The 12,866-nt window shown below is 41.2% G+C and carries 9 protein-coding genes; 2 read left to right on the top strand and 7 right to left on the bottom strand.

Going from position 1 to position 12,866, the window contains the following annotated elements; all coding sequences use genetic code 11:
• Positions 1-11: 11 nt before the first annotated feature.
• Together KO473_RS01325 and KO473_RS01320 are read right to left on the bottom strand one after the other, a co-directional pair.
• Positions 12-1,274 carry a carboxypeptidase-like regulatory domain-containing protein gene (locus KO473_RS01325; protein WP_005776715.1) on the bottom strand — a complete coding sequence of 421 codons (1,263 nt, stop codon included), beginning with the start codon at positions 1,272-1,274 and terminating at the stop codon, positions 12-14.
• A gap of 139 nt (positions 1,275-1,413) precedes the next feature.
• Positions 1,414-1,956 carry a hypothetical protein gene (locus KO473_RS01320; RefSeq protein WP_122130530.1) on the bottom strand — a complete coding sequence of 181 codons (543 nt, stop codon included), beginning with the start codon at positions 1,954-1,956 and terminating at the stop codon, positions 1,414-1,416.
• A gap of 129 nt (positions 1,957-2,085) precedes the next feature.
• On the opposite strand from KO473_RS01320, the gene KO473_RS01315 reads away from it, so the two are divergent.
• Positions 2,086-3,363 (top strand): S41 family peptidase, encoded by a 1,278-nt coding sequence (locus KO473_RS01315; RefSeq protein ID WP_122130529.1) that lies wholly within the window; start codon positions 2,086-2,088, stop codon positions 3,361-3,363.
• 600 nt (positions 3,364-3,963) lie between these two features.
• On the opposite strand, the gene KO473_RS01310 is transcribed toward KO473_RS01315, so the two are convergent.
• On the bottom strand, positions 3,964-4,806 hold the full coding sequence (locus tag KO473_RS01310; RefSeq protein ID WP_005776719.1) for an aldo/keto reductase: 843 nt from the start codon (positions 4,804-4,806) through the stop codon (positions 3,964-3,966).
• Positions 4,807-5,209: 403 nt separating this feature from the next.
• On the opposite strand from KO473_RS01310, the gene KO473_RS01305 reads away from it, so the two are divergent.
• Positions 5,210-5,983, top strand: a complete 774-nt coding sequence (locus KO473_RS01305) for a class I SAM-dependent methyltransferase (RefSeq protein ID WP_005776720.1) — start codon at positions 5,210-5,212, stop codon at positions 5,981-5,983.
• 180 nt (positions 5,984-6,163) lie between these two features.
• On the opposite strand, the gene hemG is transcribed toward KO473_RS01305, so the two are convergent.
• Genes hemG through KO473_RS01285 form a run of 4 tightly spaced genes read right to left on the bottom strand, consistent with a single transcriptional unit; the run spans position 6,164 to position 12,241 of the window.
• Positions 6,164-7,552, bottom strand: a complete 1,389-nt coding sequence (gene hemG, locus KO473_RS01300; protein WP_122130528.1) for a protoporphyrinogen oxidase — start codon at positions 7,550-7,552, stop codon at positions 6,164-6,166.
• 2 nt (positions 7,553-7,554) lie between these two features.
• Positions 7,555-8,919 (bottom strand): oxygen-independent coproporphyrinogen III oxidase, encoded by a 1,365-nt coding sequence (gene hemN, locus KO473_RS01295; protein ID WP_032530252.1) that lies wholly within the window; start codon positions 8,917-8,919, stop codon positions 7,555-7,557.
• Positions 8,920-8,924: 5 nt separating this feature from the next.
• The gene (locus KO473_RS01290; RefSeq protein ID WP_122130527.1) at positions 8,925-10,154 is read right to left on the bottom strand and encodes an MFS transporter; all 1,230 of its coding nucleotides are present in this window, start codon (positions 10,152-10,154) and stop codon (positions 8,925-8,927) included.
• Between the two features lie 17 nt (positions 10,155-10,171).
• The gene (locus KO473_RS01285) at positions 10,172-12,241 is read right to left on the bottom strand and encodes a TonB-dependent receptor (protein WP_122130526.1); all 2,070 of its coding nucleotides are present in this window, start codon (positions 12,239-12,241) and stop codon (positions 10,172-10,174) included.
• Between the last annotated feature and the right edge of the window lie 625 nt (positions 12,242-12,866).

The following is a 12,866-nucleotide window of genomic DNA, read 5'->3' as shown; positions in this document are numbered from 1 at the left end:
TAAAAAAGTGGTTACTGTTTCTGTTGCTTTTTCAGTTTGTTTACCGCATGTTCCAATGATTCGGTGGGTTCTATGATGTTATAAGTTCCCCAGAAGTTGTCATTGGTAAAGTTATCCACTTTGTCGGAAAATACATGGTTTTGTTTGAAAGCGACTTTATAGGGAATGGCTGTTATGTTGTTTTCTTCCCTGTCTGTCACTACCATTTCCGATAAGATCGTGTAATTGGTAGAAAAGAGTTTGCGTTTCCAGTCACATTTGAAACGAATGTTGTTCCGGATATAACTCAGATAAGTAACGTCTCCCTGATTCTTGTACGATACCAGGTAGGATACTTCTACCGGCTTGAAATGCAGTCCGAAAGGTTTTTTCCTCAGAATAGCTTGAGTCGCCTTGTTTTTGTCATCCATACTGAGATTGAACTCTGCCCGCGTGAACGAAAGGCGTTCCTTGTCAATATAGAGTGTACCATAGCACAGAGGATAAGACAACTTTACTTTAGGGCGGAAACTGATGACATACTGTGACCGGTCACCGATGCTGGTCGGGTCTTCCATACGAAATTCGTAAAACAATAAATCTTCTTTAGCCAACAGGCAATCAGGGTTCTTTACTACATCAATATAAATGGCCATATTGGGACCTCCAAGTAATTTTACAGCCAGTGTATCGCTTTGCTTTTGGCTTAGCAGTCTGCGTCCTTTGGAAATCTGAACCCGGTCTCGTTCGGCTGTTTCATTGTAAGGTGTTTTATAAATGTCTATTACGGCTTCCGATATATTGATATACCGTCGTCCTTTTTGGGCAATTTCCCTGTAGAATCCCTTGAGCATATTGCTTTTCGGACTGTAGTTGGTTGGAATCTTGCGAAGTGCTTCTTCCACAATGCTTCGTGGATCTCTGGCCCGTACCAGAATCTCGCTGAGTAAGTTGGCATAAGGAGAGAGCCAAATGGTCTGTTCCGTGAGGCTTTCTCCTTTCAGGGGGATTCGGGTATTGAGATAACCGATATGCGAAACTTCTATGTCTTTAGCTTGAATCGATTCGGGAATTTTTAAAGAGAATTCTCCGTCAGTATTGGTGATGGTACCGATATTACTTTCCGATATCGAGACATTGACATGCTCCAGCTTCTTTTTATTCGATTTATCCTTGATTACACCACTGACTATCGTATATTTTTCCACATTGTCCTGTGCTGTCAGTGGAATAACACCTGACAGAATCAAAACTGCCAGTACACATCCGATTGATTTTATCCATTGCGTTTTCATCTTTTTCAGAGTTTGAAGGGTGAATAATAGTTTGCTTCCTATATATAAGATCGTTCAAACAGAGAATACCCTACGAGTTTCTGGAGAAAAATGAAAAAAACTTCAATGAAGAGTGTTTTTCAGGGATAATCTAATAGTTTTACTTCAAAATCTCGTTCAAATCTTTAGTGAGACATCCCCATTTGAATTCATGGTTAGGTGTCAGATAAGGGTACTTGGCATAAGAATTGCGGGTGACAACTTTAAATCTTACTATTTGCTCCCCTCTGATCCAACCATAAAAGCCAACTTCTTTTCTGTTGAAGTCTACCCACCCTACAACGACGTAATCTTTTGTTTCGGGGTGCTGTTCCTGTGGATAACCATAGGTCCAGTTGTCGGATGGAGGATTGGCGGTTGTTTTCTTTGCCACTTTGATATCTATTTTGGCACCGTTTACTTTTACGTCAAATTCATCGGTATGATGGGATTGGAAGTCTGTATGATCCAATTCGAATGGAATTCCCAGATTACTTAAATGTTGTTGGAATGCTAACTCTCCGATGCAGCCTAACAGAGCTTTATCCAATCTTTCTTTATCGGATAACCTAAAACGTGAATAAAGTCCGTTTTCTATCATTTTTTCAGCTTTGGCTTTTGCCAATGTAACCGTTTTATCAAAATTTAAATTTTGTACAATCATAGTAATAAGGTGTTTTGTATTTTATATCCGGTTATTGAATGAAAGCAAAGATAGTTTTTTTATATCGTAATAGTGGTATGAAAGCTAAGTATTCACTACATTTGCGCAGATTATGATTGCCGATAGATTATGAAAAGAGGAAAACTATTGATACTTCCCTTATTGGGAACCCTTATACTGACAAGTCTTTTTTCCTGTGGTGTAGACCGCTGGCCGGAATATTATCCGGAGACGGGACGTGACATTTGGATAGATAGTGTGATGCGTCAGGAGTATTTATGGTATAAAGACATGCCTTCACCTGCCGCTCCGGATTATTTTCAGGAGCCGGCAGAATTTCTAAAAAAGGCTGTTGCTTCCATGGATAAGGGCTTCAGTAATATCGACTCTCTGCTTGACGAGCCTATCCCAAGCTATGGCTTCGATTATAGCTTATATAAAGTGCTTGATAACGATACGGCTTATAATGCTCTGATTTCTTATGTTGTTCCAGGGTCACCGGCCGAAGAGGCCGGATTGAAGCGTGGACATTGGATTATGATGCTGGATGGAGATTATATCACCAAAAAGGTAGAGCCGGAATTGCAACAAGGAGGTGTCCGGACACTTCAAATAGGTGCATATAAAGAGGTAGTTGGGGAAGATGGCAAAACAACAGGTAGTGTCGTATCGATAGGGGACACAACGATATCTGCTTCACGTTCTTTGACCGATAAGCCTGTCCATTATTTCGATGTTATCCCTTGGGATGGAAAAACGGTTGGGTACCTGATGTACAATGAGTTTAAAGCGGGATCAACAGCGGATAGCCAGGCCTATAATGACGATTTACGGAAAGTTTTCCGGAAATTCCAGACAGATGGTGTAAATGAGTTTGTGTTAGATCTCCGATATAACACCGGTGGCAGTTTAGATTGTGTACAGCTGCTCTGCACTATGCTTGCACCGGCTGATAAAATGAATCAATTGCTTGCTTTATTGAGGTATAATGATAAACGTGTAGAATCGAATCAGGATCTGACGTTCAATCCGGAACTTATCCAGTCGGGTGCAAATCTCAACTTATCTACTGTTTATGTATTGACTACCAATGCTACGAGAGGAGCTGCGGAGATGGTTATCAATTGCCTTAACCCTTATATGAAGGTGATATTGATAGGAACTCAAACTGCGGGAGAATATGTTGCTACAGAGCCTTTTGTTCATCCTACGGATCGGTTCATCCTGAATTTAGCTGTATGTAATGTATTCAACGTACAAGAAAAATCGGATTATGTCAACGGTTTCAAACCTGCATATGAATATAACGAGGATTCTTATTTAAGCACTTATCTGCCTTTTGGTAATACGAATGAGACATTGCTGAGTGTAGCATTGAAAACAATGAGTGGTGTAACGGAAAAGTAATCTGTCATTTTGTATTTTAGAAATGCGGAGAGACGTTTCTTTACGGACTGACGATGACAAATAGAATAAAAACGCGTGGATTTTGCAATAGCATAATTCATGCGTTTTGCATTTGGGAAATATTGTGCCCACGATGAAGGGCAATTGACGAATGTTGTAATAAAATTGAATGCTGAAATAGCGGAATGGTTCCAAAATGCTATTCTCCAGATGTTCATCTATAGTTGAATTCTGGAAGAAAATTGCCTTTTTTTGGTTCGGTTTATCATTTTTCTCACGACTTGACCTTGTTTTGCTTTCTGAAATTAATATCCTGAAAACAGAAAGTTAACTTTCTGTTTTCAGGATATTAATTTTCTCTTGATAAGAAGTTCGTTCTTTATTTTTACGATGTTAACTTCTTGTTAACGACTTCCGGCTTTCATCCTATAAATATGCGGAATATTTGCATCTTACTTGCCGATTCATTCCTGTTTCGCTGTTTTTTGAAAAATGAATAGTTAGTCAAAATGGACTTTCTACGATTTTCTGATCAGGATCTGAGGATATTGCTTGTATAATGTCAATCGTCAAGTGTAGATACAGATATATACTTTGCAGCTATTTCACATAGTTAATCAGCCATTTTACCATTTCCGGATCATAATGTGAGAAGAATAGACTTTTTTCATTGTCAAGTGCGGCTATAACCGTCATTTCTCTTTCTGTCAAACTGAAGTCAAAGACATTGAAATTCTCAATCATACGTTCTTTATGTGTAGACTTGGGTATTACTACTATGCCACGCTGGATTAAGAAACGTAGAGCAACTTGTGCAACCGACTTTCCATATTTGACACCAATGGCGGCCAAAGTCCCGTTGGTGAAAAAATCATTTCGACCTTCGGCAAACGGTCCCCAAGCCATTAGTTCTGTGCCGTATTCCTGCATGACTTCCTGTAGTTTTCTTTGTTGATTGAATACATGGGTTTCCATTTGATTCACCGCTGGCTTTATCTCGCAGAATTCTGCCAGATCGACAAAGCGGTCGGGATAGAAATTGCTGACTCCGATAGCTCGCACTTTACCTGTTTTGTTTGCTTCCTCCATGGCGCGATAAGTGCCATAATAATCATTGAAAGGTTGGTGAATCAAAAGCAAATCGATATAGTCGGTTTGCAATTTTTGCAGAGATTCCTCAATAGATGCCTTTGCTTTTTCGTAGCCTGCATTCGATATCCAAACTTTCGTAGTGATAAATAGATCTTTGCGGGGAATGTTTGATTTTCGGATGGCATTTCCCACGCCTTCTTCGTTTCCATAGGCTTGGGCTGTATCGATCAGCCGATACCCTACACTGATAGCATCTGATACGCATCTTTCACACTCTTCGGGAGTTACTTGATATACTCCGTACCCTAAAATCGGCATTTCAATGCCATTGTTCAGTTTTACATATTCCATAATCATATATTATTAGATTACACATTTACCGGCATTAGACTGATCATTCAGTTGTTTTTGCCTTTTTGATTCAAATGCAAAAATAGTCGGTTTTGTTCGTTGATATAGGATATGGATTACAGCTTTTATTACCTTTATTACGGATTAAAAAGTATTATTGCATTATGTTTACCAGATGGTTTGAAAACACTTATAAGATAAACTTGTTCCAACTGTTGTCATAATAAAAATTGTGGTTATCTTTGCGTTCTACTAAAAAAAGTTTGGATGTTTAAACTTAAGAAGGATTCCGTGAAGTAAATAACCTTTTAAACGTAAGTTTGAGGTTATGCTGCAATTCTGGCTCAGGCATATTTTTTGTCTGAGATATTTTCATATATATACATTAATAAATTAAAGCATCATGAATAACGATAATAAATCAATTCACGAATTCGATTTCGATTTAATCTGCGAATATTTCTCAAGTATAAAACGACAGGGGCCTGGCAGTCCTGAAGTGACCATTAAAGCTCTTAGTTTTATTGAGGATCTGAACGAAAATTCTCGTATAGCTGATCTTGGTTGTGGTACAGGCACTCAGACAATGACATTAGCCGGGCATACATCCGGACAAATCATAGGTTTAGATTTGTTTCCTGCTTTTATAGACATTTTCAACTACCATGCCAGTCAGTTGAGCTTACAAGATCGGGTAAAGGGAATTGTAGGTTCAATGGACAATCTTCCATTCAGTAGAGAAGAGTTGGACTTGATCTGGTCCGAAGGAGCAATTTATAATATAGGTTTTCAGCATGGGCTGAAAGAGTGGTGGCAATATTTGAAAATAGGGGGCTATATCGCTGTCTCAGAAGTTTCCTGGTTTACTGATAAACGGCCTGCCGAGATTAATGATTTCTGGATGGATGCTTATCCTGAGATAGATACTATTCCCAATAAGGTTGCCCAAATGCAAAGGGCCGGGTATATCCCTGTTGCCTGTTTTATTTTACCTGAAAACTGTTGGATAGAACATTTTTATACTCCACAAGTAGAAGCCCAGGAGAATTTTCTGAAAAAATATGCCGGTAATAAAGCTGCTGTGGATTTTATTGCCAACCAGCGTCATGAGACCCAACTTTACTATAAGTATAAGGAATATTATGGGTATGTGTTCTACATAGGAAAGAAAATCTGATGTTCCTGTCAAAAAGTTAAAGAGGCTCTAAAGGTTATTATTATGGTATTGATAAATACCTTTAAAAGGATTGGGAAAATGAATTTCATCTTTCCCAATCCTTTCTTTTAAGTAGTGTCGTAAGGATTGATAGGTATTTTCTCAGACTGTTTGTAAATATAGATAGGCGATAAGAAAGGCTTATTTTTCGCGGGCAATCTCGACAGCTTGTTTGATGCGGTCGGCCATACCGATTCCTCCTTTGAGATTTCCTGCCAATACCAATCCGGGATATTGCTTTTGTAGTTCGTTAATTGTGGTAAACCTGTCGGCGCTGCTGCTTTCGTATTGGGGAATGGCTTTTTCATGCCGGAAGATGCGTATCAGATCGGGTACTATTCCAACAGGATAATTCAGCATCTCGTGCATGGTAGTGCCAATTAACGTGGTAATTTCGTCATTGCTTTTTGTCAGGAGTTCGGGATGCCTTGTTCCGCCCAGGAAATATGAATACAAGGCGCCATCCTTTGGAGAACGGTTGCTGAAGCAAGCCGATGGAAACAGAATACCTAAAACAGATTTTTGTTCACAGGAAGGAACCAATCCCCCAAAGGCAGGGAACTCTTTTCCATAAGTATTACGCAGACCCACACAGACTTGCATAACGGGAGCATAGGTAAGATTGCTAATCCGGTTCATTTGTTCGGTGGGGATAAAAGGAAGAAGTGGAGGCAGGGCATAGGCAGGTATGGTGGTTATCACCTTCCGGCAACGAATTTGATCGACCTTTCCGTTGGCATCTGTAAAGCAAACCAACCAACCACGCTCACAAGGTATCAGGGATGTTGAGGTAGCTCCCAATGAGAATCGTTTATTTCCAATGGCCTGTTCCAATGCTCCTGTCAGATTACTGAGGCCTCCATGGGTAGAGAAAACTTTTCGTGTGGCCAGTCGATCGCGTTGGTTTCGGGGTGAAAACGATTTTGCAATGCCACCGCGAATGAAGCTGCCATAGGTCTGTTCAAGCTGATAAAGCTTAGGGAGGGCGTGACGGGTGACCAACCGCATGGGGTCACCGGCATAGACACCCGAAATGAACGGGTCTACCGCATAATGCAGATAAGACGTGCCCAAGCGACGTTGTACCAGTTCGCCAATGGTTTCGTCAGGATTGTTTCCTCTTGAGCGGAAAGGTTCGCATAGGATATTTAATTTATCTTTTGTACTGAACAACGGCGTGGTAATTGCATTGAACAGTCCCGAGGGGAGAGGGTGAAAACGATTACCTTTCCATATAAGACGTTGTTTGGAAGCTTCGCGGGCTGTTTCTAAACGGCAGATTGGAGAGAGTGCCTCGAGAAGCTCGGCTACTTCAGGGTGAGCGATTATACCGGTATTCGGTCCGCTTTCGAAGGTGAAGCCACTTTCGTGGTAGGTACATATCTGACCGCCCGTGCGGGATTGTTGTTCGATTACTTCGACATCACATCCCTTGCGAGTGAGGTAATAGGCGATAGTCAGTCCGGTGAGACCTGCACCAATGATAATCGTGTCTCGCAAACGATAATTTTTTGTTTCTGCTTGGTTCATTTTTACAAAGGTTTTGAATATGAATGTGGGGTATGGAGCATAAGCTTGTCAAGTGAAGCGGCTACGTTGCGTACAAATGCCGAACCTTCGGTTGTCATCTCAAGATAGTCATCAGTATAGTAAATCAGCCCGTCATTGGCAAAGACCGACAGTTTCTGTTCATCATAGGCTGTAGCGGCTTTTAGAGTCGGTACTGATACGTGCAAACGGTTTGACAGAGCTTTCCAATCGATGCATCCATTGCACATTAAGGTTTCAATCACTTCTCTGGTTAATTGCTCGGTTGGAGAAAGGGCGTAGCCTTTGGTAATACATAGTTCGCCTTTGCCGATAGTCTCGATGTAGTGGAGAATATCTTTCGTGTTTTGAGCATAGGCCGATTCGAGTTGGCTGATAGCAGTTACGCCCAAGCCATATACCTGTGCAGTAGTGCGTCGGGTACAATAACCCTGAAAGTTGCGGTGTAATTTTTTGGTTTGCATGGCGATACTCAGTTCATCGTTTGGGCGTACAAAGTGATCCATTCCGATAGATTGATAACCGGATTCAAGCAATAGCTTGGCAGCAGTGTCAAACATATTCCGTTTTTCACGATTATCGGGTAGACCTGATTTCTCCAGAATCAACTGTCGTTTATTGATCCAAGGCACGTGGGCGTAACTGAATGTGACCAGTCTGTCGGGTGATAAGGAAATGGCTTGCTCTATACTACGGGCAAAGCTCTCTACTGTTTGCTTGGGTAAGCCATAAAGAAAGTCAAGGTTGATGCTTACCCCCCTTTCACGTAGCAGAGCAAAGATATCTTCCATCGCTACTAAGGAAGGGCGGCGATTCACTGTTTTCAGGACTTCGATGTTAAAGTCTTGCACGCCAATACTGACACGGTTGAAACCACATTCGGTTAACTGTAGCCAATCTTTCTCAGAAAGATATCCGGGATGGCATTCAATGGCTATTTCCGGACGATCGATCATCCGGAATGATGATAATAGGTGAGCATTCAGCTCTTTGATCAAGGCTATAGGAATGGCTGTGGGGCTTCCGCCTCCATAATGTATTTGTGCGATCGGGCGGCTTTTGTCCAACAAAGGAAGAATTTGATCCATCTCCTGGTGCAAGGCCTTTACATAGGATTCAATGACTTCGGGACGTGCCATAGGATATGAGTTGCATCCGCAATAGTGACACAAGTGTCGACAGAACGGGATATGCAGATAAAACGATAACGCACGTTCTGAAACCTTGTTCGATTGCTGCACAGCCTCCAGGTAGCGGCTGTTGGTAAACGGTTCAAAATAATTGGCCGGTGGATAACTGGTGTATCGGGGTACCGGTACATTGTATTTATTGATTATTTCAGTATACATATGTGTTAAGAATGAATAGTTTGAGATTCTTTTCTGAAGAAACAAAAGATATAGATCAGCGATATGGAAGCCAATACGACTTCGAAGATAAATAGACCGTGATAACCAACCCTGTCGGCCACCACTCCGCTAAGAAAGGCCATAAGCAGACCACTTAGGTGTGTGAGTACAGTTTGAATGGTAAAATCAGTTCCTTCGCATCCTTTGCGTACACAATCCATGGCAGTGGTATATACCACAATGGTTGCCATACCGTAGGCACTCCACAATAGTACGATGCCCAAACAGAGCATTGGGAGTGAGGGAGGCGTCCACGAAATACACATAAAATAGAGTGTGGTAAACAGAATGAATATCGCGAATAGTATTCTGGAATAATATCGTCCGATTTTGCGAACCAGTAATCCGGCCAGAAAAGATGATGCGAAAGCGGCTCCGGTACCTACGATGCCTATCATAATGCCTATCTCTTTCATCGAATAGTCCAGATCAACCAAGTAAGAACGCAGTACCGATAAAATGCCGATAATGCTGGCGTAGTAAAGTAGTAGGAATCCTATTTGTTTCCAGATACTGCGGCGGGCAAAGAACCATATAAAATCGGTAAGTCGTGCTCGCTTTGCAGATTCCTTGACAGTCATTTTCATGCGCTTATTCTTCAGTAACGGTATCACTGCCAATAGTACGAAAATGCATAAGCACGGTATCACTGCATGCCAGCCATAGTGTTGGAGAACAAGAAGCAGCACGCCCGTTCCTATTAATGTACCTCCGAAGCTACCCATTGATTGCATACTGTTGACCAAACTTTTATCCCGCTTGTCAAAAGAAAGTACAGCAAGTGTGTCTGTGGCTATATCTTGTGTAGCTGAAGCTACAAGTGATAGAAACACCAATCCGATAATGAGGTAAAGGTCTGTCTGGATGTCGAGTAGCCCTACTAAAAGGATCAGTAAAGCATATACTATTTCGGATGAAATGATACAGCGTTTATAGTCTTTCATGGTGATGCAATGCCGGTCGATGAGTGGTGCCCAAAGAAACTTCAATATCCATGGAAGTTTGATAAGCTGTAATAAGGCGATGGACGAAAGAGAGTAATCAGCCTGTCTCATCAATACTTGTATGGCAGTAGAGAAGAAACTCATCGGGATGGCCTGTGCGATATATAGACAGAAAAACGTACCAAGGTTCAGTGTCTTCCGGGATAGTGGGAAAAATCTGTTTATTTCCATTTTTTGATGTTGCTTGATTAAAGACGGACGCTGACAGATGTCCCCAGGGTGATGGGTTTTCCTTTTTGCGCATAGGCTTTGCTTGTCACGAAGTAGTAGCTCAGATAGTCGGTATTGGTGAGGTTTTTGCTCCAGACTTCCCACGTAAAGTTTCCTTTACTCGCACCAATTTTCAGATTGACCAGTGCATACAGGTTTTGTTTGGCTTGGTTGTCTTCGTACCAATAGATTGGGCCTGTTGCCGATACGCCACCATTGAGTGTAAGGCGGTCGATCCAGGAGCAGATGTTGTAGAATGTATATCCGGCTGTTAAAGAGAAGGTGTGACAGGGGACCATAGGCAGGTAATTACCCCCATAATCTTTTAGGGTGCCACGTTCTTCTTTCTTATAGTGAACAAATCGGGCATCTGTATATCCATAATTCATATGTACGACCAATGAATTTACCGGACGAGCCTGCAAACTTATTTCGACGCCTTTATTGCGAGAGCGACCGGCGTTTCGGATTATATTACCTACAGCCGGAATAGTATTGGTTATCTGCTGGTTGCGCCAATCTATATAGAACAATCCTAAGTCGGTTGTCAGTCGACCATTCAGGAAAGATAGCTTGGCGCCTATTTCGTAGTTCCAGTTATATTCGGGTGAATAGATATACTCGTCATCGTTGAGGAAAGAAACATTAAATCCTCCGGTTTTATATCCTCTGGATACGGAAGCGTAAAGCAATTGATTGTGGGATGAGAGATATTGCAAGCTGAACTTGGGAGTAAACTGGCTGAAGTGAAGGGATCTGTCGAATTGTCCGAGAGATTTTGTTTCTCCTTTACCATCCAACGGCTGTTGCACTTTGGAAAAATCGCATCGGGCCTGTTCATAATCGTAACGTAAACCCACAGAGCAGGACAAACCTTGGAACAGATCGAGTGTGGATTGATGATAAAAAGCAATCCCTTGAGTGGGGATCTCACTATTAGTAAGATGCCGGGTGGTATCTGTAAAACGACTGAGGTCAACTTTCCTATCTACCGTTTGCCGGAAAGCAAAAAGCCCCGTTATCCAGTGATAACGACTGTTATTGACAGATTTTGCTGTAAATTCCTGGCAATACATATGCTGTCGTATCCGGTTTTGCCCGTAGAATATATTGCGGGGCGAGAAATCTTGATCAATCCCCATTTTATCTTGTATATACTGATAGGAGGTTTGGCTGTTGAAACTAATGCGGGAACCATCGTAGCGTACATTAACCCCGGAAGTCAACAGATTTCGTCGATACAGTCCTTCATCATTGTAGTTTACGGCTTCTGTTGTTCCGTTATCGGCATTGTACAATCCGTATGGATATCCTCCCTGATTCGAATACTCGTAGGAAGTTATGAAACGGGTGGTCCAATGGGCTGCAGGTTTCCATATCAGTCCGATTCGTCCTGCTCCATTATCAAGCTTGTCCGCTTTCTTATGGGTATACAGGTTTGTAAAAAAGCCATCATTGTGGTGGTAATTGCCGCTAATGGATAAGCCCAGTTGTTCGTTTACCTTTGTATGGTTTGAAGCCATCAATCGAATATCATTGTAACTGCCATATCCCAACCGAAAACGTGTACCTTGATAATCAAGGGGTGAATGGGTGTATATATTGATAATTCCACCGATGGAGTTACGTCCGTAGAGGGTGCCTTGTGGCCCGCGAAACACCTCTATACTACTTATGTCCGACAAGTCAACATCGAAAGCTGAGGTTTCAAAATGGGGAATTCCATCGACATAAAACCCCACCGATGGAGCATCTTTTTTTGCTCCTATGCCTCGGATATAAACCGGAGAGTTTTGTTTAGATCCATAATCGGGCATATAGAAATTAGGCAGTAAGGAGCTTAAGTCTTTAGCTCCCGATATTTCATTTTCTTTAAGGAAGCGATTATCTAAGGTAGAAATAGAAAGTGGTTCACGATTGGGACTGTTCTGTTTAAAACCTACTATCGTTACTTCATCCAGATTGATAGGCTTAACCAATACCGTATCGGGTTCATTAGCTGAAACCATTGTGGAAAAGGGTAGGAGGAAAAATAGTTTTCTTATCATATTTTTAGAATTTGCGGCAAAGGTAGACCATGTTTCCAGAGCGGGCAATCCTCATTTCTTAGGATTTTATCTACCAGTTTCAGTTTGCCTTGCATTAATCGTTTTTATCTTTTATTCTGACATTATTGGTCGTGTGCCTTTTTCATGTTTTCTTCTGGTATATAACAAACCACCCAATTCTATCAGAATAGTATAAATAGGGGGTATTGCTTCATTTGACTGATTTCTGTTAGCGACGACAGCTCCTTTATATTTTCCCTAAAAGGGCTTTATGATATAACTTCCGGGGATGGAAATCATATGTTGTTTTCGTCGGTTTATAGGAAGTAATAGTTTGCTTGTAGATTGTATTTGTTTGTTGTATAGAGATTTATGTTACTTCTGTTTTCCTCGGGGTGCATTGCGGCTATTTAATAGTTAGCCAATTATAGTGCCGGTATTCTGAAATTGTCTGATACATATAAATAGTGTTCTTTTTTATATAAATATAAGAGTTTATAAGATATTACTTTTGCATCAGAAAGTACGTACTTATTAAACGCGGTTCTGATAATATGACTTTTTATCCCCATATCTGTATTGTCAACTGTCGTTTATGTAATTATTTTATATATTTTATTGATAA

The organism is Bacteroides sp. HF-4919, assembly GCF_018860125.1.
This window is presented reverse-complemented; position numbering and strand designations above follow the sequence as displayed.